Below are 26,243 nucleotides of genomic sequence, written 5' to 3' on the forward strand. Positions count from 1 at the left end.
ACCCGAAAGATACTGGCAAATCCAGTGATGTCAGGCAGGATGCGGTGCTAGTGCGAAGGTTCGCCGAGCGGCACGAACACCGGCCGCCGCTCGATGCGGGCCCGGTCCTCGTGCGAGGCGAACCGCGCGTCGATGCGGCGCAGCGCCTCGGCCCAGTCGGCACGGGTGCGGATGGCGTTCAGCTGCTCGACGACGAACGGGTCCGTCCAGCGTTCGTACGAACGCCGCCACAGCACCAGCGGGTCCTCGGTGAGGAGGCTGCCCACGGTGCCCTCGTAGATGGGCATCGCGCGCACCTCGCCGTCCGGCTCTATCTCCATGGGCCGGAAGCCGGGGGTGCGGGCCAGGAAGGCCGGGTTCATCTGGACCTCGAAGTTCTCGGTCGTCTCCACCGTGACCGACGGCGGTGCGGCCCTGCGCAGCCGCTCCAGCGTCCGCGGGGCGATCAGCTCGGCGACCTGCTCGTCGTGGAGCAGCTCGTGCTCGACGAATGAGGGACGGCTGGCGAGGCCCGTGGGCACCACGGCCCCGAAGTGGACCGTCTCCAGGTGCGGGAACCGGGGAGCGAGTTCGCGGCACACGGCCTCCAACTCCCCGAAGTTGCTGCGGATCACGACGTAGTCGATACCGAACCGGGGCGCCCGCCGGCCCTGTGCGAGCCGTCGCCCGGCCTCCGCGTCGATCCGGGCGAGGGCGCCCGTCGCCCGGTCGAAGGACCCGGCCCGGCCCCGGATCCGGTCGTGGGTCGCGGCGGTGGCACCGTCCAGGCTCACCACGATCTTGGTCACCACGTCCGACAGCTCTTCGACCGCGGCGGCGGGCAGCGCCCAGCCGCTGGTGTACAGGAAGACCCGCACGCCCGCCTCGTCGAAGTGCCGGGCCACGTCGACGATGCGCTTGATGGTCAGGGGCTCCCCGCCGCACAGCGTGATCATCTTCGGGCGCAGCGAGATGATGGCGTCCGCGACCCGCAGCATCTCGTCGTGGGTGAGGTTCTTCGCGGGCCGCCGGCCCGACTCCGTATAGCAGTGAACGCAGCGCAAGGGGCACGCGAAAGTGACGTCCCAGATGACCGCGTTGGGGTTCTTCATCTCGTCCACGGTTGTCTCTCCCGGTCGGTGGCCGACGTGCAGTCCTGGCCCCGCACCCTAGGAACGCGGCGCCCGCCCGGTCGTCCGTGGAGCGGTACGCAACGGCGCACGCGCGCCACGCACGGGGCGTACGTACGGGATGCGGGGGCGCCGGCTGCGTACCCGCGGGCCGAATTTGCGTACCCGGCCACGGATTCGCCCGCCGAGTGCTCCGCCCTAGCGTTCTCGACGTCCCGAAGCAGTGGTCCTGCGGAAGGAGGTGAATCACCATGATGTACCCGCCCACGACCGTCGGCGACTGACGGTGAGACGCACACGCGGTGGCCGCTTCTGTTGCGAAGCGGCCACCGCATCCATGTCGGCGCACTTCCGACCCGGCGGAGGGTGAATCCGGTGATGGCACACAGCAGCAAAGTCGTCCTACTGGTACGGCAGTTGCCGCGAATCGCGCCGGGGCCGACCCTCGCGCTCGCGGCACTCGTCCTGGCGCAGGCCGCGGGCGCCGCCCTCCTGCCCCTGGCCACGGGGCAGCTGGTGGCCGCGCTCACCGGCCGTCCGCCGTCGTCGGACGGCATGGCGAGGGGGCTCGCGCTGCTCGCGCTCGTCCTCGTCCTCGACGTGGTGCTCGACCCGGTCCGCACCATGGTCGCCGCGCGCCTGGGTACCGCGGTCGACGGTGCGATGGCGCAGCGCACGGTGGACGGCGCCCTGCGCCCCGCGCAGATCGGCCATCTGGACGACACCGCCGTGGCCGACCGCATCGAGCAGGCACGGGCGGTCGCCCTCGGCGCGCATCCCCCCGGCCAGGCGGTCGTCGCGCTCGCCGGGCTGGTGCCGCTGCGGCTGACCGGCCTGGTCAGCGCCGCCCTGCTCGGCTGGGCGGGAGGCTGGTGGATGCCGCTGGTCCTCGGCGCCGGCTGGGTGGTCACCGGCCGCTGGCAGGAGAAGGAGATCGGCCGGTCCGTGACCGCGCACGGCGCGCAGACCGGGCAACTGCGGCGCGCCGCCTATCTGCGCGAGCTGGCCACCACCGCCCCGGCGGCCAAGGAAGTGCGCCTGTTCGCCCTGCGCCCCTGGCTGGTGGAGCGGTTCAGCATCGCCTGGTGGGAGGGGATCGTACGACTGCGCCGCGCCCGGGTCAGCCCACGGCGCCACGCCCTGGCGATCGCCATCCTGCTCGCCGCGCACGTGGCCGTGGTGGTGCCGCTCGCCGTGCGCGCGAGCGACGGTGCGCTGTCGACACGTGAACTCACCGTCGCCCTGCAGGCGCTGCTCGGCATGTACGCCCTCGGCTTCAGCGGCGATCTGCTGTGGCAGCTGCACACGGCCGGTGCCGCGGTCCCCGCCGCGCTGGAGGTCGGCGCCCTGGGGACGGCGCGGGCGGCGGGGCAGGCGAGCCCGGGGCCGGTGGAGGCGGCCGGCCTGCCCCGTGAGGGGATCCGCTTCGAGGGGGTCCGCTTCTCCTACGCGGGCGGGCGCGAGCCCGTGCTCGACGGTCTGGACCTGGCCGTCCCGGCCGGGTCCTCGCTCGCCCTCGTCGGCGACAACGGCGCCGGCAAGAGCACCCTCACCAAGCTCCTCGCCGGGCTCTATCTGCCGGGCGGCGGACGCGTCACCGTCGACGGCACGGATCTGCGCGGCCTCGACATCGACGCGTGGCGGCGCCAGGTCGCCGTAGTTTTCCAGGACTTCGTGCGCTACCCGTTCTCCGCGCGCGACAACATCGGCTTCGGCCGCATCGAGGCCGAGGCCACCGACGAGGCCCTGCGCGCCGCCACCCGGCTCGGCGGCTTCCTCGGTGTCGAGGCCGAGCTGCCGGGCGGCTGGGACACCCCGCTCAGCCCCGCCTACACCGGCGGCACCGAGCTGTCCGGCGGCCAGTGGCAGCGCCTCGCGCTCAGCCGCGCCCTGTTCGCCGTGCGGCACGGCGCCAAGGTACTGGTCCTGGACGAGCCCACCGCCCACCTCGACATCGAGGCGGAGCACGAGCTGTACGCCCGCTTCCTGGAGATCACCGCCGGGCTCACCACCATCCTGGTCTCCCACCGCTTCGCCACCGTCCGCCTGGCCGACCGCATCGCCGTCCTGGACGGCGGACGGATCAGCGAGTACGGCACGCACGAGACGCTGCTCGCCGCCGAGGGCCGCTACGCGCGGATGTTCCGCATCCAGTCCGAACCCTTCGACGCACGCCAAGGAAGCCGCCGTGGGTAACAGCCGTGCACGCCACCCGAGTTCACATGAGACGACAGCAGGCCGAGCCCACCGCGGGGACCGGACGAGCGGCCGCACGACCGGCTCGGGCCGGCCGGCCCGCCGTGGCCGCACGGCGCTCGCCGCCGTACGCCTCCTCGTCGGCACCGCCCTCCGCGTCGACCCGAGGCGCGCGATCCTCGTCCTGATCCTCTCCCCGCTGCTCAACGTCGTCGCCGCACTGCAGGCGCTCGGCCTGCAGTGGATGGTCGACGCCACCGCCGGACACGACCGCTGGCAGGCCGTGCGCGGCGGACTGCTGCTGCTCGGCGTCACGGTCTTCGTGCACCAGGCGGCGGCCGTCGCCACCGACGTACGCCTCGTGCTGCAGCACCGCATCGGCCTCGAATTCGACCGGCGCCTGATGAACCTGTGCTCGGAACCCGACCACATCGGGCACTACCAGGACCCGGAGTTCCTGGACACCGCCGAGGTGGTGCGCCAGCGCAGGGGCGAGTTCGGCACGGCCTTCGCGGCACTGGTGGAGAACGCCAACCTTTTGGCCCGATGTGTGGGCGCCCTGGTCCTGCTGGCCCTCGCCCACCCGCTGCTCGTACTGCTGCCGCTCGCGATCGGCCCCCTCGCGGCCGCCAACCGCTGGCAGGCGCGGGCGGTCGCCGCCGCCGAGAAGGCGGGCGCCGAGGCCGACCGGCGCCGCACCGACCTCTTCACCCTCGCCACCGATCCGGCACCGGCCCGCGAAGTGCGCCTGTACCGCCTCGCGGGGGAGATCTCGACGCGCCACCGGGCCGACTTCCTGGCCGCGAGCGGCCCGCGCGAGGCCGCCCGGGCCAAGGGCGCGCTCGCCGTGGCGGCGGGCTGGCTGGTCTTCGGCGCGGCCCTCGTCGGCGGCCTGTACCTCGTCTCGCGCGCGGTGCTCGACGGCACCGGATCCGCCGGCCAGGCGGTGCTCGTCCTGCTCCTCAGCACCCGCCTCGTCGGCGCCACGACCGGTCTCGGCTGGCTGCTCGGCTGGCTGCGCCGCGCCCTCGACACGGTCACGCTGTACCTGCGCCTGGCCGACCACCCGCGCGGCGGCGTACCCCGCGGGACGGGCCGGTCCGTGCCGCCGCGCGGCGATCTCGTCCTCGACGGCGTGGTGTTCACCTATCCGGGCCGCGACGAACCGGCGCTCGGCCCGCTCGACCTGCGGCTGCCCGCCGGCGCCACGGTCGCCGTGGTCGGCGACAACGGGGCGGGCAAGTCGACGCTGGTCACGCTGCTCGCGGGGCTGCACCCGGTGACCGAGGGGCGGATCAGCTTCGGCGGGCGGGACCTGGCCGAGGTGGCCCCGGCCGAGTGGCGCACCCATGTCACCGCCTGCTTCCAGGACTTCTGCCGGCTCGAACTCCCCGTCCGGGAGAGCGTCGGCCTCGGCGACCCGGCCGCGCTCGAAGACCCGGAGGCCGTACGCGCCGCCCTGCGGGCCGCCGGCGCCGACGAGGTGGCCGCGGCCCTGCCCGCCGGGCTCGACACCCAGCTCGGCCGGACCTTCCCCGACGGCACCGACCTGTCGGCGGGCCAGTGGCAGAAGCTGGCCCTGGCCCGCGCCCGGATGCGCACCGCCCCGCTGCTCGTCCTCCTCGACGAGCCGACCGCGAGCCTCGACCCGGACAGCGAGGCCGACCTGCTGCGGCACTACCTGCGCACCGGCGGGCGGGGCCCGGACACCATCACGGTGATCGTGTCGCACCGGTTCGCGACGGTGCGCGAGGCGGACCTCGTCGTCGTCCTGGACGGCGGCCGGGTCGTGGAGAGCGGCGGCCACGCCGAACTCCTCGCCCGGGGCGGCCGCTACGCCGCGATGTACGCGTTGCACGCGGCCGCCTACGCCCCCGCCGCACCCGTCCGGTCAGGCACGCAGAACGGACGGCAGGTCCCGGCGGGAGCGCACCCCGAGCTTGCGGTAGACGCGGGCGAGATGGCTCTCCACCGTACGGACGGACACGTCGAGCCGGTCGGAGATCGCACGGTCGGCCAGGCCCGCGGCGGCCAGTGAGGCGATCTCCAGCTCGCGGGCGGTGAGCACGTCGAGCCGCACCGGCGGCGCCGACGCCCCCTGGCCGCCGCGCAGCCGGGTCGCCAGGACCACCGCGTCCCCGTGCCGGCGGCCGTGCGCCCGCAGCACCACCACCGCCCTCTCCGCGAGCCGCCAGGCGGGCGCCCGCATGCCCAGCCCGTCGAGGCGCACCGCGTGCTCCAGCAACTCCGTACCGCTGCCCCGGGCCAACGCGAACGCCGCCCGCGCCCCGGCCAGCAGCCGCGGCGCGTCGATGTGGCCCGCGGCGAGGGCCAGTTGGTCGAGCAGGTCGGTGGGCGGACCGGCGGGTGCCAGCCAGGCCGCGTACGTCAGGCACTCGGCCGCCACCGCCCAGCAGCCCTCGCGCCGTGCCGTGCCGGCGGCGGCGCGCAGGCCCGCCGTCGCGGCCGGCACGTCGCCGCGCGCGGCCGCCACCGCGGCGCGGGCCCACTGCTCCTGCCCGGGCACGAGCCCCACGGCGTCGGGCGGGCAGGCGGCCAGCGCGCGTTCGGCGTCCTCGCCCCGCCCCGCCTCGGCGAGGCAGACGGCGAGGCGGCAGGTCGCCTCGGTCCGTAACAGCCGGGTGCCGCCGGAGTGCCGCAGCACGGCCTCGCGCAGCCGCGCCACGGCCTCCTGCTGATCGCCGAGCGCCCAGTACCGCAGCCCGTCCAGGAACGCGGAGGCGGGATGCGACGCGGACGGCACGCCCAGGAACGGGCTCGCACCGCCGACCCCCAGCCGGCCGGAGCCCGGGGCCGCAGCGCCGTCGCGCCCCTGTCCGGGGACCGGGTCCGCGCCGCCGCCACCGGCCTCGCCGAGGGCCGGGCCCGCGCCGCCGCCCCACACCTGGGCGTAGCACCCCAGGGCCAGTGCCAACTCCCGCAACTCACCGGGCGAGTCGACATCGGCGGCCGTCGCCTCGGCCAGGGCCACGGCGTTCCTCGTACGGCCGCTCAGCACGAGGCCGACGGACCGGGCGAGGCGGGCCGGGGCTACCCCCGGTCCCCGTACGGTCGTGCGCAGCACCCGCTCGGCGGCCTCCAGGGCCGCGCTCGTCCGGCCGCCACCCAGGAGCACCAGGGCGCGCACGCCCTCCACCGCACCCCGGGCCGCGGGCGAGGAGGCGCGGGAGCCGAGAGCCGCGAGGTCCGCCGCCGCGGCGGCCGGGTCGCGCTCCACCCAGCAGACGTGCGCGGCGAGCGCGATCCCGGCCCTCAACCGGGCCGAGACGGTGGCCGCTTCGGCGCCGGCCCGCTCCAGGACCTGCCGGGCCTGCGCGCCGTCGCCCGACTCGACCAGCGCGCGGGCGAGCACGACGGCCGCCGCGCTCGATCCGGGCAGTGCCCGGCGCGCCAGGCGGCAGGCCAGCTCGGGGTCGTGGCCGCGGGCGGCCTCCGCCGCGCGGATCAGCAAGGCGGTGTCGACGGGCCCGTCGGCCTCCAACTGCCAGCGTGCCCGCACGACGGGGTCCGGCGCGGGGCAGGTGTCCGCGGCGAGCAGGGCCGCGGCGATCCGGCGCCGCCGCAGCCGGGGCAGCTTTCGATGGACCGCCGCGGCCAGCAGCGGGCTGGCCAGGCGGACCAGGATCTGCCCGCCGCCGCCGTCGGTCGTGCGCACGAGGCCCCGTTCCTCCAGCGCCTCGACGGCGTCGCACGCCACGGCCTCCACCGAGGGCAGGGCCAGCGGCTCGCCCAGGGCGATCGCCGCAAGGGCGTCCTGCTCGCCGGAGGTCAGGCCGTCCAGCTCGTGGTCGAACACCTCGGCCAGGCCGGGCGGCACCGTCCGCGGGCCGCGCCACCACCACAGTCCGCCGTCGGCCCCGAGCCGGCCCGACGCCCGTGCGTGGCGCACCAGTTGGGTCAGCAGCAGCGGGTTGCCGCCGGTCCAGCGGTGCAGCAGGTCCACCGTGCCCCGGGCCACCTCGCCCTCGACCAGGGCGTGCAGCAGCCGGGCGGTGCCCGCGAGGCCGAGCTGCGCCACGTCCAGACGCTCCAGATAGCCGTCCTTCCACAGCGCCACCACGGCGTCGGACATCGCCGCGCCGGGCTCGCCGCGGGCGGCGACCATCAGCTTGGCCCGGCCCTCCGCGGCCAGCCCCAGGGCCAGCGCCGCGCACCGGTCGTCGAGGTGGTGGACGTCGTCGATGACCAGGACCGGGGTGCGCCGCCCGGACCGCCGGGCCAGCTCGGTGTGCAGCGCCCCATAGGCCCGGGTCTCGTCGAGCCGGTCCCGTGCGCCGCCGAGCAGACCGTGGAACGCGCCGAAGGGCACCTGCCGGCTCGCCCGGGTGGCCACGGTCCACACCACGTCGAAGCGCGCGGCGTCGAGCCGGCCCGCCACGGCGCAGAGCAACGCCGTCTTGCCGACACCGACCGGACCGACGATCGCCGTACCCCCCTTGGTCAGCACGGCGCCGAGCGCCTGCCGTTGCTCCACGTCCCTCGCGACGAGTCGTTCCGCTCCCCGTTCGTGTCGCACCGTGTCTCCCCCCGGGCGTGGCCGGGCCCGCCCGCCCCCGCCGGGCCCGGCCACGCCGTCGTGAGGCGCCGCGCGATCGCGCGGGCACCGGTACGCGGACAGCCGTGCGCTGCGGGCACGTGGAGGGGCGGGCGCGGCCGCAGCCGATCGTGGACGGTCCGGCCGGGTGCGACAGGTCAGGTCGGCGACGCGGTGGGACCGTGGGGTGTCGGGGCGCCGAGGCGCCCCGTCGTGCGGGTCAGGACGAGCGAGTGGGATTCCCGGCGTCGGTCAGGTGCGGGCCGGCCACATCGTTTCGCGCATCAGTGGCTCCCTGCGACGGGGCCTGCCGTGACAGGCCGGGCTCACAGCATCACCCGCGGGCGGGCGGCGGGCCAAGCGGTGTTCCGCTGAGCGGACCGGCACGGTCCGCCCGTGGACCGCCGACGACCCACGTGAAGGTCTCGCCGGGTCTGTGACCGATCACCACCCCGTGGGCATCGGTCTGCGAAAGTCGTGTGCCGAATCACGTGTTGAGCGGACATTCATCGCCCGTTTATCGGTGTGCCGTGAACTGTCACCGGTCTGCCCCGAACCGCTCGGGAGACGAAGGGGGCGGTCGATGGCCATCACTGTCCCTGAGGGGTCCGACGCGCAGCCGCCTCGCGGGCGGCACGTCCTCGACGGCGCGTTCGCCCTCCTGGAAGCGCTCGCGGCGCACGACGACGACCTGGGCCTGACGCGTCTGGCCGAGCACGCGGGCCTGCCCAAGACCACCGCGCACCGGCTCCTCGACCAGCTCGTCGCGCTCGGCGCCGTCCAGCGCCGGGCCGGACGCTACCGTGTCGGCTCCCTCACGTTCCGTCTCGGCCAGGCCTGGCAGCCCGCCCAGCTTCTGCGCACCGCGGCGGCCCAGCCGCTGCGCCGGCTCACGCTCGACCACGCCGGGGTGGGCCTGAGCGTGGCGGTGCCGGACGGCGGCGGCCCGCTGCTCGTCGCCGGGATACGCGGCGAGGTGGACGACCTGTTCGCCCTGCGGGCCGGTGCGGTCCTGCCGCCCGGCACCGCCGCGGAAGTCCTCTTCGCACCGGCCGCACCACCGCCGAACCTCTCGGCGGGCGCATGGTCCCGCAGGGTCGTGCTGGCCCGGGACCGGGGAGTGGCCTACGACCACGAGGAGTGCGTGCCGGGCCTGTTCTGCGTCGCGGCGCCGGTGCGCGGCCCGTCCGGCAACGTTGTCGCCGCGATCAACGCCACCGTCCTCGACCCCCGCAGGCTCACCCCGCTCGCCGAGGCGCTGCGCCGCGCGGCCGTGATGGTCGGCGCGAACCTGGCGCGGCTCCCGGCGCCGGGGTGAGCGCGCGCGTCGAACCGATACCGGGCTTGAGCCGTCAGCCACTGCGAGCGGCACGCGAAACGCCTGGAGATGGCGTATAGGACGGGCTCTGTCCTATACGGAGGCCATGCTTCCGGCAGGACTTCTCGGAACGCGGCCCCGCGCTCGTGAGGAGCTCCGCCCCTTCCTGCTCGCGTGCCCCCTCAAGGAGTGATCACCATGAAGCCTCCCGCCATCGCCCCATGCCTGGGCGTCCCCGACACCCAGGCGACCGTCGACTTCTACGAGAAGCTCGGCTTCACCGCCCTGCCCGCCGGCAATGATCCGGACGACGACCTGCGCATCCTGCTCTTCGACGGCGAGTTCGCGCTGATGGTCTACCGCGACGCGCACCTGCGCGACTGGCTGCCCGTGCTGAAGGACACCCCGGTCGGCGCGTTCGGCATGTTCTATCTGGCCGTCGACGACTTCGACGCCTACGTCGAACGCATCCGGCCGTTGGTCACCGTCCGGAAGGACGTCATGGAGCACCACGGCGACAAGCTCTTCTACTTCACCGACCTCAACGGTTACGTCATCGGCGTCAACCGGAAACGGACCCGGTGACCACCGTGACGGAGCACACCGGCAAGACCGCCGCCGGCGTGGTGAAGTGCGCGGCCTTCTGGGGCCATGACGGCAAGGCGCTCGCCGACTTCTACGCCGCTGCCCTGGGCTGGGAGGTCACCCAGACCTTCGGTGACACCGCGGCGATGATCAGCGACGGCACGACGACGTACGTCTTCTACACGGCCGAGTCCTTCAAGGCCCCGAATTGGCCCGAGGACGAGCTCGTCTTCCATCTCGACCTCGCCTTCGACGATGTCGAGGCCGCCCGGGAACGTCTCATCGGTCTCGGTGCCACCAAGCCCGCCCACCAGCCCGGCGGCAAGCACTGGACCGTGCTGCTGGACCCCTCCGGCCAGCCCCTGTGCATCAGCGCCGCCCGGTGAGAACCGGTGAACATGCCACTTGGTCCCCGCGAAGTCGTGTTCGACAGCGATGGCTTCCCCCGCGGTGACTGTCACATGGGGAGCGAGAGCAGCCGTATCGGTCCTGAGGGCCAGTGGGCGTCGTCGCGCAGGGGCGTCACCATGGTCCGCAGCGGCATGGTCACCAGGCGGCCTTCGGGTTGTTCGACGAGTACGTCCTTGTCGAGCGGGTGCCATCCGAGGCGTTGGTAGAGCGGCACGAGAGGAGACCGGCAGAACAGGAGCGCGTGCTGGGGACCCATCGTGCGGGCGTGCTCCAGGGCGGCTGTGACGACGAGCCGAGCCAGGCCCTGACCTTGCATGTCGGGTGCGACGGCCACTCCGCCGACGCCCACCACCTCTGTCGTGGCGCCGCCGATCGCGACGGGCAGTCGCAGCAGGCCGGCGTGTGCCACGAGCCGGTCTTCGTGTCTGATGCCGAAGTGTTCCTCTTTCGGCAGCCAGGTCAGACCGGTCCGGGCGACACCGAAGGGATCATCGCCGCCGCCGAGGATCTCCTCCTGGTTCGCCTTCGTGTACCGGGGGAGTCGCACCACGGTCGGTGCCGCAGAGGATGGGTTCTCAGGCATTCGCACATGATGATCTCTCCGCCGAGCACCGGCCAAGCGATTCCTCGGCCGACACCGTGGGCCTGCCGGTCGTGCCCGGCCGAACACGACCGGCCGGACACCTCCGCCCGCACATGACCATTGCGCGCCCATGTACTAGAGTTATCTCGACATCGAGATATCTGCCAGGCGCACCGCAGCCGTCACCCACTAAGGGTTACCTAACTTAGCCTTACCTTAGCGGATTGGCCAGAACCGCGTGACGGCACGATTGACGGTGGTACGCGCACATCAATGAAGGAGACTGTCGTGTCGGCGAACAGCTTCGACGCCCGCAGCACGCTGAGCGTGGGCGACGAGTCGTACGAGATCTTCAAGCTGGACAAGGTTGAGGGCTCGGCCCGCCTTCCCTACAGCCTGAAGGTTCTTCTGGAGAACCTGCTCCGCACCGAGGACGGCGCGAACATCACCGCCGACCACATCCGTGCGCTCGGCAACTGGGACTCCCAGGCGCAGCCCTCGCAGGAGATCCAGTTCACGCCGGCCCGCGTGATCATGCAGGACTTCACCGGTGTCCCGTGCGTCGTGGACCTCGCCACCATGCGTGAGGCCGTCAAGGAGCTCGGCGGCGACCCGGCGAAGGTCAACCCGCTCTCCCCGGCCGAGCTGGTCATCGACCACTCCGTCATCGCCGACAAGTTCGGTACGAAGGACGCCTTCGGCCAGAACGTCGAGCTGGAGTACGGCCGCAACAAGGAGCGCTACCAGTTCCTGCGCTGGGGCCAGACCGCCTTCGACGACTTCAAGGTCGTCCCGCCGGGCACCGGCATCGTGCACCAGGTCAACATCGAGAAGCTGGCCCGGACCGTCATGGTCCGTAACGGCCAGGCCTACCCGGACACCCTGGTCGGCACCGACTCGCACACCACGATGGTCAACGGCCTGGGCGTGCTCGGCTGGGGCGTCGGCGGCATCGAGGCCGAGGCCGCCATGCTCGGCCAGCCGGTCTCCATGCTGATCCCGCGCGTCGTCGGCTTCAAGCTGACCGGCGAGCTGCCGGCCGGCACCACCGCCACCGACCTCGTGCTCACGATCACCGAGATGCTGCGCAAGCACGGCGTCGTCGGCAAGTTCGTCGAGTTCTACGGCGAGGGCGTCGCCGCCACCTCGCTCGCCAACCGCGCCACCATCGGCAACATGTCGCCGGAGTTCGGCTCCACCGCCGCGATCTTCCCGATCGACGACGAGACCCTGAACTACCTGCGTCTGACCGGCCGTGACGCCCAGCAGGTCGCCCTCGTCGAGGCCTACGCCAAGCAGCAGGGCCTGTGGCTGGACCCGGCCGCCGAGCCCGACTTCTCCGAGAAGCTGGAGCTCGACCTGTCGACGGTCGTGCCCTCGATCGCCGGTCCGAAGCGCCCGCAGGACCGCATCGTCCTCGCGAACGCCGCCCAGCAGTTCGCGCTCGACGTACGCAACTACGTCGACACCGCCGACGAGGCCGGCAAGGAGTCCTTCCCGGCGTCCGACGCCCCGGCGTCCACGAACGGCGTCCCGTCGAACCCGGTCACCGTGACCGCCCCCGACGGCTCGACGTACGAGATCGACCACGGCGCCGTCACCGTCGCCGCGATCACCTCCTGCACCAACACCTCGAACCCGTACGTGATGGTCGCCGCCGCGCTCGTCGCGAAGAAGGCCGTCGAGAAGGGCCTGACCCGCAAGCCGTGGGTCAAGACCACCCTCGCCCCGGGCTCGAAGGTCGTCACCGACTACTTCGACAAGGCCGGTCTGACGCCGTACCTGGACAAGGTCGGCTTCAACCTCGTCGGCTACGGCTGCACCACCTGCATCGGCAACTCGGGCCCGCTGCCCGAGGAGGTCTCGAAGGCCGTCAACGACCACGACCTGGCCGTGACGTCCGTCCTCTCCGGCAACCGGAACTTCGAGGGCCGCATCAACCCCGACGTCAAGATGAACTACCTGGCGTCCCCGCCGCTGGTCGTCGCGTACGCCCTCGCGGGTTCGATGAAGGTCGACATCACGAAGGACGCGCTCGGCGTCGACCAGGACGGCAAGCCCGTCTTCCTGGCCGACATCTGGCCGACCGAGGCCGAGGTCAACGACGTCGTCGCCAACTCCATCGGCGAGGACATGTTCAACAAGTCCTACGCCGACGTCTTCGCGGGCGACGCCCAGTGGCAGTCGCTGCCGATCCCGACCGGCAACACCTTCGAGTGGGACACCGAGTCGACGTACGTCCGCAAGCCCCCGTACTTCGAGGGCATGACGATGGAGACCACCCCGGTCTCCGACATCACGGGCGCCCGCGTCCTCGCCAAGCTCGGCGACTCGGTGACGACGGACCACATCTCGCCCGCCGGCGCCATCAAGGCCGACACCCCGGCCGGCAAGTACCTCACGGAGCACGGCGTCGAGCGTCGTGACTTCAACTCCTACGGCTCGCGCCGTGGCAACCACGAGGTCATGATCCGCGGCACGTTCGCCAACATCCGCCTGCGCAACCAGATCGCGCCGGGCACCGAGGGCGGCTACACCCGCGACTTCACCAAGGCCGACGGTCCGGTGTCGTTCATCTACGACGCCTCGCGCAACTACATCGAGCAGGGCACCCCGCTCGCGATCCTCGCGGGCAAGGAGTACGGCTCGGGTTCGTCGCGCGACTGGGCCGCCAAGGGCACCGCGCTGCTCGGCGTCAAGGCCGTCATCGCCGAGTCGTACGAGCGCATCCACCGCTCGAACCTCATCGGCATGGGCGTCCTGCCGCTGCAGTTCCCGCAGGGCCAGTCCGCCGAGACCCTCGGCCTGACCGGCGAGGAGACCTTCTCCTTCACCGGCGTCGAGGAGCTGAACGCCGGCACCACGCCGCGCACGGTCAAGGTCACCACCGACACCGGTGTCGAGTTCGACGCGGTCGTCCGCATCGACACCCCCGGTGAGGCCGACTACTACCGCAACGGCGGCATCATGCAGTACGTGCTGCGCAACCTGATCCGCAAGTAAGCGGCACAGCGAGCCGGTCCGCAGGGCCGCATCCCCGTCCGGCGGGGGTGCGGCCCTGCGCCGTACCGCGACCGGGTCATCGCCCCGGCTCAGGTGGAACACAGCCTTCCCCCAGCGGACCGGCACAGGATTGCCACATGTCTGGCGCTCCCGGCTCCCGTACCGGCCACCCTTGCGTACCGACCGTTCGTACCCCGGCGCCGACCGGCGCGCGCGGCGGAGCCCCGAGATGACCCGCCGCGGGCCCCGCCCTCTGCGCACCCGGCTGCCGCTCCTCCTCGCCACCGTCCTCGCCGGTGTGTGCGGCGCGCTCGGACTGACCACGGCTCTCGCCCAACACGCGTATCTGACGGGCGAGTTGGACGGCCGGGTGAACGACGCCGCGGTGTCCGGGGTGACCGCTGCCGCCCGTCACCCAGGGCGCCCCGACGACCTCGCCTTCCTCGGCACCGGCGGCCATCCGTCCGGACTGCTCGCCGCCCGCCTCGACACCGGCGGGCACGTCCTGGCCGGCGCGGTCGTCCGCCGGGACGACGGGCCGAGCCCGCTCGGCGCGGCCCAGCGCTCCGCCCTCACCGGCGTCCCCGACGACGGCACGGTCCACACCCGCACCGTCCCCGGCCTCGGCGCCTACCGGGTCACCGCCCTCGACGCGAGCGGCATCCGCGTCCTGGCGGGCCTGCCCCTGGACGACGTACGGCACACCCTCCGCGCACTCGTGCGGATCGAGGCCGCCGCCACCGCCGGCGCGCTCGTCCTCGCGGGCGGCTGCTGCGTCCTCGCCGTACGGCGAGGGCTGCGCCCGCTCGGCCGGGTCGCCGCCGCGGCCGACCAGGTGGCCCGGGCGCCGCTCGGACCGAAGGGGCCCACCGGCCTCGCCCGGGTCCCGGCACCCGACGCCGACCCCGGCACCGAGGCGGGCCGGGTCGGTGCCGCCCTCAACCGGATGATCGACGAGGTCGAGGCCTCGCTCGGCGAGCGCCGGCGCGGCGAGGAACGCATGCGCCGCTTCATCGCCGACGCCGGTCACGAACTGCGCACCCCGCTCGCCTCCATCGCCGGCTACGCCGAGCTGATGAACCGCGGCGCCCGACCGGACACCGCCGATCTCGCCTGGCGGCGGATCGGCGCGGAGTCGGCCCGGATGACCGGCCTGGTCGAGGACCTGCTGCTGCTCGCCCGCCTCGCCGAGGGCAGGCCCCCGCAGGCGGCCGAGACGGACCTCGCGCTGCTGGTCGCGGAGGCGGTACGGCAGGCCCGTACGGCCGGCGCGGACCATGTGTGGCGAGTCGAACTGCCCCTGGACCCGCCGCTCCGGGTCACCGGGGACGGGCCGCGCCTGCGGCAGGCGGTGTCCGCCCTGCTGGCCAACGCCCGGATGCACACCCCGCCGGGTACGACGGTCACCGTCTCGCTCGCGACCACCGCCGCACGGCACACCCTGCGGGTCCGCGACGACGGCCCCGGCATCCCGCGCGACCTGCTTCCCGCGGTCTTCGACCCCTTCACCCGCGCCGACCCCTCCCGCACCCGTGCGGGCCTCGGCGGGGGCGGCTCGGGGCTGGGGCTGGCCGTGGCGGCCGCGATCGTGCACGCGCACGGCGGCGCCGTCCGCGTGGACAGCGTCCCCGGCCGGACCGAGTTCACGGTCGACTTCCCCGCGACCGGCCCGTCGCTCCCCTCCGCACACCCCGCGCCGGAACACCCGCCCACCGCCTCCCACCCCCTCGGCAGCTCCGCCTGACCCCGGGTACCTCCCTCGGCCCTCCGTACCCACGCCGCACCGGCACCCCCGCCGGCCGCCGGGCTTCCCGGCCGCTCGGCCCGCCCCTCGCGTGTCCCTCGGCGCGCCGCCCACGCCCCGCGCCTCCGGTCCGTGTCACTCCGCGAGGAGCGCGGCGAGGTCCGGCACCGGCAGTTCCGCCCAGATCACCTTGCCCTGCGGGGTGTACCGGGTGCCCCAGTGCTCGGCCAGCTGCGAGACCAGGAACAGGCCCCGGCCGCCCTCGTCGGTCGTCGCCGCGTACCGCAGATGCGGCGAGGTGCTGCTGCCGTCGGCCACCTCGCAGATCAGCGAGCGGTCGTGGATGAGCCGCACATGGATCGGGTCGGAGCCGTAGCGGATGGCATTGGTGATCAGCTCGCTGAGCACCAGCTCCATCCCGAAGCCCAGCTCGGACAGGTCCCACTCGGCCAGCTTCTCGGACACGGCGGCACGCATCCCCGACACGGCGGCCGGGTCGCGCGGCACGTCCCAGTCGGCGACCTGCTCGGCCGGCAGCGCCCGGGTGCGCGCGATGAGCAGAGCGACGTCGTCCCGCGGACGGTCGGGCAGCAGCTCCTCCAGCACCGCCCGGCAGCTCTCCTCCGGCGACCGGTCGGGGTGGCCCGCCAGCGACCGGCGCAGCATCTCCATCCCCACGTCCAGATCGCGCGAGCGGTCCTCGACCAGGCCGTCGGTGTACAGCACGAGCTGGCTGCCCTCCGCCAGCTCGAACTCCGCCGCCTGGAACGGCATACCGCCCAGGCCCAGTGGCGGACCGGCCGGCAGATCCGGGAAGGCGACGCGGCCGTCGGGCGACACCAGCGCGGGCGTGAGATGCCCGGCACGGGCCATCACACAGTGGCGCGTCACCGGGTCGTAGATCGCGTACACGCAGGTGGCACCCACGATCTCGCCCGTCGTCTCGGGGCTGGCCTCGTCCTGGTCGATGCGTCCGACCAGGTCGTCCAGGTGGCTGAGCAGCTCGTCGGGCGGCAGGTCGAGGGTGGAGAAGTTGTGCACCGCGGTCCGCAGCCGGCCCATCGTCGCCGCGGCGTGCAGACCGTGACCGACCACGTCGCCGACGGACAGCGCGACCCGGCTCCCCGACAGCGGGATCACATCGAACCAGTCGCCGCTCACTCCCGACTGCGCGGGCAGATAGCGGTAGGCGACGTCGAGGGCACTCTGCGTGGGCAGCGCCCTCGGCAGCAGGCTGCGCTGCAGGGTCACGGCGAGGGCGTGCTCACGGGTGTACCGGCGGGCGTTGTCGATGCTGACCGCGGCGCGCGCCACCAGCTCCTCCGCCAGTGACACCTCCTCCGCGTCGAACGGCTCCCGCTTGGAACGCCAGAAGTTGGCCATGCCCAGCACGATGCCGCGGGCCTGGATGGGGGCGGAGATCAGCGAGTGGATGCCGTACTCCAGGATCTGCCGGGCGCGCTGCGGATCCTGCGCCTGCCAGCCGTCGGTGGTCGACAGGTCGGTGACCAGCTCGGTACGGCCCGCGGTGTAGCCGCGCGCCTGCGGGGTGGAGGGCAGGAAGTCGATCAGCCGGCCCTTCTCGTACAGCGGGTGATCGTCCCGGATGCCGCCCACCGCGACCCGCCGCATGTCGGTCGCCGTGGCGGCCGGTTCCTCGCCGTGCAGCACGGCGTCGGCCAGGTCCACCGTGACGAAGTCGGCGAAGCGGGGGACGGCGACCCGCGTCAGTTCGTCGGCCGTCTGGACCACGTCGAGGCTGCTGCCGATGCCGAGGCCCGCGTCGTACAGCAGCTCCAGCCGCTGCCGGGTCACCTCCGCACGGCCGGATATGGCCTGCAGTTCGGTGCAGTCGCGGAGCGTCACCACGGTTCCCCAGGGATCTCCCGCACGGCTCGTGGGCCGCTGGTTGACCGCCAGCAGCCGTCCCCCGGCGAAATGCACCTCGTCGGAGGCGTCGCGCCCGGAGACGAGCAGGTCCGCCGTCGCGGGGTCGAGGCCCGGCAGCTCCCGCACCGTGCGCCCCTCGGCGTCGGAGGGCAGCTCCAGCAGCCGGGCGGCCTCGTCGTTGACCAGCAGCAGCCGCCCGTCGCCGTCGACGATGAGCACACCCTCACGCACCGAGTGCAGCACCGTGTCGTGGTGCTCGTACATGCGGGTCATCTCGTCCGGGGCCAGGCTGTGCGTCTGGCGCCGCAGTCGCCGGCCGACCAGTGCCGTGCCGCCGGTCGACACCACCAGCGCTCCGGCCCCGGCGGTCAGGATGATCGGGAGCTGGCGGTCCACCTCGCTGGTCACGTTCTTCACCTTGAGCCCGGCCGAGACGAGCGCGGTGACCTTGCCGTGCTCGTCGTAGACGGGGACGGTCGCCTGTTCCTCGTGGCCGAGCGGGCCATGGACCGTCTCGGTGTAGACCTTCCCGGCCAGCGAGGGCTTGATCTGGCCCACGAACCGGTGCCCGATCTTGCTGGGGATGGGGTGGGTGTAGCGGATGCCCTTGGTGTTCATGACCACGATGAAGTCGACGCCCGCGGCCTTGCGCCCCGCCTCGGTGAGCGGCTGCAGCACCTTGGACGGGTCGGGGGAGCGCAGTGCCTGCAGCACGCCGGGGGAGTGCGCGAAGGTCTGCGCGACGGCGATGGACCGGCGCCTGGCCTCGGTGGTCGTGTCATGTTGCGACTGCAGGACGAGTGCGATGACGCCGCAGGCCACGAGTACCACGACAAGTGCCACTTGCAGGAGGAACACCTGCCCGGCGACGCTGCGCGGGCTCCTGCCGACCTTGAAGCGCCAGGGTGAACGCCTGGATCGGGCGAATACGTCCGACATGCGGTATTTGTAGCACTGGTTGGCCTCGCTGCCTATGGCAGATCCGGGGGGCGGACACATTTTCGTCGCCTCATGCTTCGCAGGAGGCCACTTCCGTCACTCGGGCCACTCGGGTGACAGGCCGGTCTTCCTCTGCCTTTCCTCTGCGCGAGGTCGCTCTGGGCGGACCCGGTGGTCGTGCGCACCGGGTCCGCGAGCCGGGCGGGTGAGGGGGGTGATGGACGCCCGCCCGGGTGGTGCCGGCTTGTGACGTCGGCCGACGTGCACGACAACGTTGTCTTATGGTCTGTGCATGACTCTACCGCCTCGACCGACAACGATGTCAACCCATTTGGGGTAACCCGACCGGGTGATCCCGTTGTGCGTCTGCCGTGCGCATGCGGTTTCCCGTGGTACCGGTGGCGCACGTTACCGTCCCTGCGGCTTGTGCGACCTGTGGTGCGCGACCCGTCCGCCAGGAGGAAGGGCCGCGTCATGCGTTTCGGACCCCTGTCCCTGCTGCTGGCCGCCACGCTCGCGCTCGGCGGCGTCGCGCCCGCCCTCGCGGCGCCCGCCGCACCCACCGGCCTCGTCACGGATCCGACGGGGTACGTCGATCCGCTGATCGGCACCGAGAACGGCGGCGACGTCTTCCCGGGCGCCGTCGTGCCCTTCGGCATGCTCTCCTGGAGCCCCGAGAACACCGCCGGGGACGCCACGCGAACCGCCGCCCCCGGCGGCTACCGGTACGGCGCCACCCGCATCCGCGGCTTCAGCCTCACCCACATGTCCGGCACCGGCTGCGCGGGCGGCAGCGGCGACATCCCCTTCTTCCCCTACGCCGGCGAGGTCACCTCCTCCCCGGCGAGCGACACCCGCGACGCCGTCTACGCCTCCGACTTCACCCACGCCGACGAGCGCGCCGAACCCGGTCACTACACGGTGGGCCTGGCCTCCGGCGTCACCGCCGACCTCACCGCCACCGCCCGCACCGGCTCGGCCCGCTTCACCTTCCCGGCCGGCAGGCCCGCCTCACTGCTGGTGCGCACCGCCAACTCGGAGGTCGGCTCGACGGATTCGACCGTCACGATCGACCCGGAACGCCGTACGATCTCCGGATCCGTCACCTCCGGCGACTTCTGCGGCCACCTCGACCCCGAGGGCCGGCGCGCCTACTACACCCTGTACTTCACCGCCCGCTTCGACCGCGCCTTCCACGGCGCCGGCACCTGGCGGGACGACAGGCTCAGCCCCGGCTCGCTCCGGGCGGCCGGCGGCACCGGGGGCTTCGCGCACGGCGGACGGCCCGTCGCGGGCAAGGGCGCGGGCGGCTATGTCACGTTCGCGCCCGGCACCGGGCCCGTGCACGTCGAGGTCGGCATCTCCTACGTCGGCAAGGCGGCGGCCGAGGCCAACCTGGCCGCCGAGAACCCGCCCGGCCGCTCCTTCGACGCGGTCGCGGGCGCGGCCCGCCGGGCCTGGCGCGAGCGGCTCGGCGCCGTCCGCGTCGGCGGCGGATCGGACGCCGACCGCACCACCTTCTACACCGCGCTGTACCACGCGCTGCTGCATCCGAACGTCATCAGTGACGCCGACGGCCGCTACCGGGGCGGCGACGGCCGGGTGCACCGGGTGGGCCACGGCCACCGCGCCCAGTACGGCACCTTCTCCGGCTGGGACGTCTACCGCGACCAGGTGCAGCTGCTCACCCTGCTCGACCCGCGCACCGGCTCCGACATCGCCCAGTCGCTGTACGAGCTGGCCGGGCAGAACGGCGGGACCTGGGACCGCTGGCTGCACGGCGCGAGCGGCACCCATGTGATGAACGGCGACCCCTCGCCGACCGCGCTGGCCGGTATCCACGCCTTCGGCGGCACCGGCTTCGATCTGCGTGGCGCACTGGACTCGCTGGTCGAGGCGGCCACCGTCCCCACCGAGCGGGACCTGTCCGCGGCGGGCAGGCCGGTGCTCTCCGCCGGCCAGCGGCCGTCCCTGGACAAGTACCTGGAGCTGCACTACATGCCGAGCGTCTCCAACGCCTGGGGCGGCGCCGCGGAGACCCTGGAGATGTCCACGGCCGACTTCTCCCTGTCCCGGCTCGCGGCGGCCGCCGGGCAGAAGGTCACGGCCGCCGTCTTCGCCCGGCGCGCCCAGTGGTGGCAGAACACCTTCGACATCGCCGCCGACGCCGGCGGCGGCTACGTCGCGAACCGCAAGGCCGACGGCAGCTGGGTCACCGGGTTCACCCCGGACACCGGCAACGGCTTCGTGGAAGGCACCGCGGCCCAGTACACCTGGATGGTCCCGCACGACCCGGCGGGCCTGTTCGCCGCACTGGGCGGCCGGGACAAGGCGCTCGCCCGGCTCGACGACTTCTTCCACGACACGGACGGCGGCTGGGCCTTCACCGGCCACGGCGGCACCAAGTCCGAGCTGGACAACGAGCCGTCGCTCAACGTCCCCTACCTGTACGACTACGCGGGCGCCCCGTACCGGACGCAAGCGACCGTACGGGCCGCGATGCGGCAGCTGTGGTCGACCGCGCCCGGCGGCATCCCCGGCAACGACGACCTGGGCGCGATGTCGTCCTGGTACGTCTTCGCGGCCCTCGGGATGTACCCGCAGGTGCCCTCCCGTGCCGAACTGGTCCTCGCCTCACCGCTGTTCGAGCGCGTGGAGATCAGCCGGCCGCGGGGCAACGACATCTCCGTGCGCGCCACCGGAGCGGCGCCCGGCGCACCGTACATCCGGTCCCTGAAGGTCGACGGCCGCACCAGCGACCGCCCCTGGCTGCCCGCGTCCTTCGTCCGCGACGGCGGCCGCCTCGACTACACCCTGTCCGCCACCCCGAACCGCGGCTGGGGCGCGGACCGCCCGCCGCCCTCCTTCCGCGAGGGCGAGCAGCCGTACCAGATCGGTGTCGGCCCCACCTCCGCCACGCTCGCACCCGGCGACAGCACGAGGACCGTCGTCCGCGCACTGTCGCTGCACGGCGGCAGCGGCCCCGACGTGCGCTTCCGGGTGCACACCCCGGCCGGTGTCACGGCCGTGCCCGCCGGGGGCACGGTCGAGGGCGGCGCCCAGGTGATCACCCTCACCGCCGCCCGGGACGCCCGGCAGGGCTTTTCCGACGTCAAGATCTCGGTGGCCGCGGCCGGGACGTCGTACGAGCAACCGGTCTCGCTGAAGGTGGCCGCCCCCGGCACCCTGCTCGCCGCCTACGACGGCACCGGCATCTGCGACGACACGGGCGACCACGACGAGGCCGACTACGACGGCGGCGGCTGGAGCTACTCCCGCCAGGCCCTCGCCGCGGCCGGCCTCACCCCGGGCGGGCGGTCCACGGTCGACGGACTCGCCTTCACCTGGCCGAACTCGCCGCCCGACCGCCCCGACAACGCCTCGGGTTCCGGGCAGACCATCGAACTGCCCACGGCGGCGGGCGCGTTGTCCTTCATCGGCAGCGCGGTCGACGGCGACCGGCGGGCCCGGGCGGCCGTCACCTACACCGACGGCACGTCCGACACCGTCGACCTGTCCTTCACCGACTGGACCGTCGGCGGCGGAAGCGGCACCGTCCGGTACGGCAACGAGGTCGTCGCCCGGACGCCGTACCGCAATGCCGCGGGCGCCGGCAGGGAACCGGTGGCGGCCTATGTCTTCGCCACCCGGCCGTACCAGGCCCCGGCCGGCCGGCGGATCAAGAGCGTCAGGCTCCCCGGCGACCCCGGCCTGCACGTGTTCGCCCTGGCCACACGCTGACCCACGGCAGCGGACAGCGGCCGCCCCTCTCCACCGGGACGGCCGCTGTCGCGTGCGTACGTCAGGCCAGCAGCTCCACCTCCGCGAGCGTGGCCGAGCCGGTCAGGACCAGCCGGTACTTCGCGTAGGTGCCCGGCGCCGCGATGCCGAACGCCCGGGTCTGGCGGTCCCAGGTGAAGCTCTCCCCGGAGCGGCGGTCCAGGGTCTTCCAGGTGGTGCCGTCCGTGGAGCCCTGGAGGGTCCAGCCGGCCGGTGCCCTGGTGTGGTCGGCCGACGAGGTCAGCGTGTACTGGACGGGCTTCACGGCGTGGTCGACCGGCAGGTCGACCGAGGTGACCGTGGCGTCCGTCGCCGAGGTGTTGTCGAACAGCGGCCCGTCCCCCTTCAGGACGTCCGCGCGGGGCGTGGGCACCTTGTCGTCCTGGGTGATGGAGACCGGGGCCGCGTCCTTGCCCGTGCCCCACGCGGACGGCTCGGCGCCCATGGCGAACTCCAGCACCCCGCCCTTGGACAGCAGCGAGTGGGGCAGCGAAGTGGAGTTCCAGGCACGGCCGTCGAACGTCACACCCTGGACATAGACGTTCTTCGCGCTGTTCCGCGGCGCCTTGACGACCAGGTCGTGGCCGTTCTCCAGGTGCACGGTGACCTTCTTGAACAGCGGGGAGCCGATGGAGTACTCGCCGCTGCCCATGACGAGCGGGTAGAAGCCGAGCGCCGAGAAGAGGTACCAGCCCGACTGCTCGCCGTTGTCCTCGTCGCCGTGGTAGCCCTGCCCGATCTCGCTGCCGGAGTAGAGCCGGGAGAGGATCTCGCGCACCGTCGCCTGTGTCTTCCAGGGCTCGCCCGCCGCGTCGTACATGTACGAGACATGGTGCGCGACCTGGTTGGACTGTCCGAGCATGCCCATCCGGACGTCCCGTGCCTCGGTCATCTCGTGGATGACACCTCCGTAGGAGCCGACGAAGTCCGGCGAGGCCGTCTCGGGGGTGGAGAAGAACGTGTCGAGCTTGTCGGCGAGCGCCTTCCGGCCGCCGTAGAGGTTGGCCAGGCCCCGGCTGTCCTGCGGGACGCTGAAGGCGTAGCCCCAGCCGTTGGTCTCCGTGTAGTCGTAGCCCCAGACACGCGGGTCGTACGCGGCGGAGTCGACGCGCCAGTCGCCCTGGGCGTCACGGCCCTGGAAGAAGCCTCCCGCCGCCTTGGGGTCGAACAGGTTCACATAGTCCCGGGCGCGGTTGAGGAAGTACTCGGACTCGTCCTTGTAGTGCCGCTCGCCCGTCTTCTTGTACAGGGCCGCGCCCATCCGCGCGATGCCGTAGTCGTTGACATAGCCCTCCATCGCCCAGGACAGGCCCTCGGAGGTGGCGGTGGCGGTGTAGCCGAGGAACGGCGAGGTGCCCATTCCCTTGCGGCCCACACCCGACATCGGCGGGACCACGGTCGCGTTCTTCAGGGCCGCCTGGTACGCCGCCTTCGCGTCGAACCGCACACCCTTGACGTACGCGTCGGCGAACGCCACGTCCGAGGAGGTGCCGGTCATCAGGTCGGCGTAGCCGGGGGAGGACCAGCGGGAGGTCCAGCCGCCGTCCTTGTACTGCTGCACGAACCCGTCGACCATCTCGCCCGCCTGCGAGGGCGTCAGGAAGGTGTACGCCGGCCATGTGGTCCGATAGGTGTCCCAGAAGCCGTTGTTGACGTACACCTTGCCGTCGACGATCTTCGCGCCGGTGTGGGTCGGGGTGTCCTGGCTCTGCATCGGGGAGAAGGGCGAGGCGTACTGGTCCTTGCCGGCGACCTTCTCGAAGCCCGAGTTCGGGTACAGGTACAGCCGGTACATGCTGGAGTACAGCGTGGTCAGCTGATCCTGGGTCGCGCCCTCGACCTCGACCTTGCCGAGCAGCCTGTCCCAGGTCTTCTGGGCCTGCTGCCTCACCGTGTCGAAGGAGGTGCCGTCCGGGATCTCCTGGCGCAGGTTGTCCTTCGCCTGGTCGACGCTGATCAGCGAGGTCGCCAGGCGCAGCGTGACGGTCCGGTCCGCGCCCGCGTCGAAGCGGAGGTAGCCCTTCACTCCGCTCGATCCGCCGTCGGTCACCGGCTTGTCGAACTCGCCGTACACGAACAGCCGGGTCGCCCCGGTCGACAGGCCCGACTTCACGTCCGAGTAGCCGGTCACGATCCCGTGGTCCTTGTCGAGGGTCAGGCCCGCCTGCTCGGTGACGTTGTCGAAGACGACGCTCGCGTCGTCGCCGGGGTAGGTGAAGCGCAGCACCGCCGCGTGGTCGGTCGGGGTCATCTCGGCCTTGAGACCGTTCTCGAACCGGACCCCGTAGTAGTACGGCCGCGCGGTCTCGTTCTCGTGCCGGAACGGCAGCCGGCGCGCCTCGCGGCCGGTGTCCGGGGTGCCGGCCGCGGCCGACGGCATCAGCTGGAAGGTCTGCCGGTCGCCCATCCACGGGCTCGGCTCATGGCTCGCGCTGAACGCCTCGACGGTCGGCAGGTTGGCGTCGTTGTTCGCCCGCGCGTACTCGTACAGCCAGCTCAGCGACGACGCGTTGGTCACCGGCGTCCAGAAGTTGAAACCGTGCGGAAGGGCCGTCGCCGGGAAGTTGTTGCCGCGCGAGAAGCTGCCGCTGGAGTTGGTGCCGCGCGTGGTCAGCGCGTAGTCCGACAGATGCGCCTTCGGCTGCTCGGGCGGTACGGGCCGCACCGCCACGTCGTCGATCCAGCCCCGGAACTTCGCCGGTCCGTCGGGGGAGTCGTACGCCACGAGGATCCGGTCGACCGTCTTCCCGGCCGCGACCGAGCCGATCCGCGCGGCCACGTTGTTCCACTGGTTGACGTACAGCGACTTCGACGCACCCTGACCGCGTGGCGACAACGGGAACCCGTGCTGGTCCAGCGCGCCCAGGTCGCTCAGGTAGGTGCCGTCGGTGAAGGCCAGGTCGAGGGAGACGTTCGTGGCGTCGTAGTCCCGGTCGCCGTCGGCCATGGACGGGAAGATCCGGTACGACAGCTGGGTGTCGCCGCCGACCTTCACGTTCACGTCGAAGACCTTGTTGTACGAGTACGCCCGGCCGCCCGCCGTGTGCCGCCCGGCGTAGCGCAGGGCGTGCAGCCCGGTGAACCCGGCGCGTGCCTTGGCCGTCGGCGAGCCGGTCGGGCCCTTGTCGACCAGCGTCAGCATGTCCTGGGGCACCGGGTCGCCCCCGCCGCCGGTGGAGAACTGCACATCGGCGAGCTGCAGGGTGTCCGAGGCGCCGTTGTTCCTGGTGATCTCCAGCCGGAAGTGCTGGTACTCGGCCGGCTCGGCCAGGTCGTAGGACCTGGTCTGGAAGCGCTCGGAGAAGTTCTCGTCCGAGCGGGAGTCCACCGGCTTCCAGTCCTTGCCGTCGGTGGAGCCGAGCAGCGTCCAGTCCCTCGGGTCGCGCTGGTCGTAGTCGTTGGCCGAGGTGAGCGCGTACGTGTGCAGCTCGATGGGCTTGTCGAGGTCGAACTCCACCCAGCCGGTGGGGGCGAAGGTGAGCCATTTGGTGCCGGGCTCGCCGTCGACCAGGTTCTCCTTGACCTCGCCGGCGCCCGTGTTCTCGCCGCTCGCCCGGACATCGGTGACATGGTCGGTCACATTGCCCGGAATTCCGGTGCTGTAGCCGCCGTCGACACCGGAGGCGCGCTTGGTCCCGTCCGGCGCGGTGTCCACGGTGTTCAGCCAGTCGGGTGCCGGATCGCCGGTCTCGAACGAGGAGGCGAACTCCTGGCCCGCGGCCGGAGCCTTGGCGGGCAGGGCGACCGCCGCGCCCTGCCCGCCGACGGCCATGACAAAGGCGGCCGTGAGGACGGCCGCCGGACCCCATCTGTGCCGAGTTCTCCGCTGCATCTACGGATCCCCTCCTGCGCCCCTCTCCAGACAACGTTGTCACCTATGGGGCGCAGGAACCAGTAGGTCGTCAAGTGGCCCGTGATGTCAAGGGTGTTGGGTGTGGCATTCAGGGACTTATGCCGCGAATGTTTGTGCCAGGCGACCCGCAGGGGCCTCATATTTCCTTGAGGTCTCAACTCGGAAAAGACCCATCGCGAACCCTGCATTCGATCTTGCTCAGCCGACCGGAAGTGGACTATACCTGTCGGCACTTCCAGCATGACCCTGCACGACCCAGCGCTACCCGACTGCGGTG

12 protein-coding genes and 1 pseudogene are annotated in these 26,243 nt (G+C 72.7%); 8 read left to right on the forward strand and 5 right to left on the reverse strand.

Going from position 1 to position 26,243, the window contains the following annotated elements; translation table 11 throughout:
* Positions 1-47: 47 nt before the first annotated feature.
* Entirely contained in the window at positions 48-1,091 is a 1,044-nt protein-coding gene (locus AQI95_RS18305; RefSeq protein ID WP_067124992.1) for a radical SAM protein, read from the reverse strand.
* 396 nt (positions 1,092-1,487) lie between these two features.
* Between AQI95_RS18305 and AQI95_RS18310 the strand changes: the two genes are divergently transcribed.
* Positions 1,488-3,305 carry an ABC transporter ATP-binding protein gene (locus AQI95_RS18310; RefSeq protein ID WP_067124277.1) on the forward strand — a complete coding sequence of 606 codons (1,818 nt, stop codon included), beginning with the start codon at positions 1,488-1,490 and terminating at the stop codon, positions 3,303-3,305.
* Between the two features lie 403 nt (positions 3,306-3,708).
* Positions 3,709-4,932: pseudogene (locus tag AQI95_RS49030) on the forward strand (ATP-binding cassette domain-containing protein); the annotation flags it as partial.
* 264 nt (positions 4,933-5,196) lie between these two features.
* On the opposite strand, the gene AQI95_RS18320 reads toward AQI95_RS49030, so the two are convergent.
* Positions 5,197-7,842: a helix-turn-helix transcriptional regulator gene (locus AQI95_RS18320; RefSeq protein ID WP_159056539.1), complete on the reverse strand. Its 2,646-nt coding sequence runs from the start codon at positions 7,840-7,842 to the stop codon at positions 5,197-5,199.
* 601 nt (positions 7,843-8,443) lie between these two features.
* Between AQI95_RS18320 and AQI95_RS18325 the strand changes: the two genes are divergently transcribed.
* From AQI95_RS18325 to AQI95_RS18335, 3 genes are all read left to right on the forward strand, one after another.
* Positions 8,444-9,178, forward strand: a complete 735-nt coding sequence (locus AQI95_RS18325; RefSeq protein WP_067124283.1) for an IclR family transcriptional regulator — start codon at positions 8,444-8,446, stop codon at positions 9,176-9,178.
* 198 nt (positions 9,179-9,376) lie between these two features.
* Complete coding sequence (locus AQI95_RS18330; protein WP_067124285.1) at positions 9,377-9,763, forward strand: VOC family protein; 387 nt, start codon at positions 9,377-9,379, stop codon at positions 9,761-9,763.
* A complete protein-coding gene (locus AQI95_RS18335) occupies positions 9,760-10,149 on the forward strand; it encodes a VOC family protein (RefSeq protein WP_244188778.1) in 390 nt (129 codons plus the stop codon). Before AQI95_RS18330 ends, AQI95_RS18335 begins: the two co-directional genes overlap by 4 nt.
* Before the next feature lie 71 nt (positions 10,150-10,220).
* On the opposite strand, the gene AQI95_RS18340 is transcribed toward AQI95_RS18335, so the two are convergent.
* Entirely contained in the window at positions 10,221-10,757 is a 537-nt protein-coding gene (locus AQI95_RS18340) for a GNAT family N-acetyltransferase (RefSeq protein WP_067124287.1), read from the reverse strand.
* Positions 10,758-11,045: 288 nt separating this feature from the next.
* Here AQI95_RS18340 and acnA point away from each other — a divergent pair, with 288 nt between their 5' ends.
* Positions 11,046-13,760, forward strand: a complete 2,715-nt coding sequence (gene acnA, locus AQI95_RS18345; RefSeq protein ID WP_067124289.1) for an aconitate hydratase AcnA — start codon at positions 11,046-11,048, stop codon at positions 13,758-13,760.
* A 229-nt stretch (positions 13,761-13,989) separates the two neighbouring features.
* Positions 13,990-15,504, forward strand: a complete 1,515-nt coding sequence (locus AQI95_RS18350; RefSeq protein ID WP_067124291.1) for a sensor histidine kinase — start codon at positions 13,990-13,992, stop codon at positions 15,502-15,504.
* 135 nt (positions 15,505-15,639) lie between these two features.
* Here the strand turns inward: AQI95_RS18350 and AQI95_RS18355 are convergent, their stop codons facing one another.
* Positions 15,640-18,333: a SpoIIE family protein phosphatase gene (locus AQI95_RS18355; protein WP_079071321.1), complete on the reverse strand. Its 2,694-nt coding sequence runs from the start codon at positions 18,331-18,333 to the stop codon at positions 15,640-15,642.
* A gap of 474 nt (positions 18,334-18,807) precedes the next feature.
* On the opposite strand from AQI95_RS18355, the gene AQI95_RS18360 reads away from it, so the two are divergent.
* Positions 18,808-22,074 (forward strand): GH92 family glycosyl hydrolase, encoded by a 3,267-nt coding sequence (locus tag AQI95_RS18360; RefSeq protein ID WP_067124293.1) that lies wholly within the window; start codon positions 18,808-18,810, stop codon positions 22,072-22,074.
* Between the two features lie 61 nt (positions 22,075-22,135).
* Here the strand turns inward: AQI95_RS18360 and AQI95_RS18365 are convergent, their stop codons facing one another.
* Positions 22,136-25,945: a GH92 family glycosyl hydrolase gene (locus tag AQI95_RS18365; protein WP_208614209.1), complete on the reverse strand. Its 3,810-nt coding sequence runs from the start codon at positions 25,943-25,945 to the stop codon at positions 22,136-22,138.
* Positions 25,946-26,243 lie beyond the last annotated feature (298 nt).

This window comes from Streptomyces yokosukanensis (genome assembly GCF_001514035.1).
GTDB lineage: Bacteria > Actinomycetota > Actinomycetes > Streptomycetales > Streptomycetaceae > Streptomyces > Streptomyces yokosukanensis.

Excerpts from the sequence above, each read along its gene's own strand:
- AQI95_RS18305 (WP_067124992.1), bottom strand. The coding sequence starts at position 1,091 with ATGAAGAACCCCAACGCGGTCATCTGGGACGTCACTTTCGCGTGCCCC.
- AQI95_RS18310 (WP_067124277.1), top strand. The coding sequence starts at position 1,488 with ATGGCACACAGCAGCAAAGTCGTCCTACTGGTACGGCAGTTGCCGCGA.
- AQI95_RS18325 (WP_067124283.1), top strand. The coding sequence starts at position 8,444 with ATGGCCATCACTGTCCCTGAGGGGTCCGACGCGCAGCCGCCTCGCGGG.
- AQI95_RS18330 (WP_067124285.1), top strand. The coding sequence starts at position 9,377 with ATGAAGCCTCCCGCCATCGCCCCATGCCTGGGCGTCCCCGACACCCAG.
- AQI95_RS18340 (WP_067124287.1), bottom strand. The coding sequence starts at position 10,757 with ATGCCTGAGAACCCATCCTCTGCGGCACCGACCGTGGTGCGACTCCCC.
- AQI95_RS18350 (WP_067124291.1), top strand. The coding sequence starts at position 13,990 with ATGACCCGCCGCGGGCCCCGCCCTCTGCGCACCCGGCTGCCGCTCCTC.
- AQI95_RS18355 (WP_079071321.1), bottom strand. The coding sequence starts at position 18,333 with ATGTCGGACGTATTCGCCCGATCCAGGCGTTCACCCTGGCGCTTCAAG.
- AQI95_RS18360 (WP_067124293.1), top strand. The coding sequence starts at position 18,808 with ATGCGTTTCGGACCCCTGTCCCTGCTGCTGGCCGCCACGCTCGCGCTC.
- AQI95_RS18365 (WP_208614209.1), bottom strand. The coding sequence starts at position 25,945 with ATGCAGCGGAGAACTCGGCACAGATGGGGTCCGGCGGCCGTCCTCACG.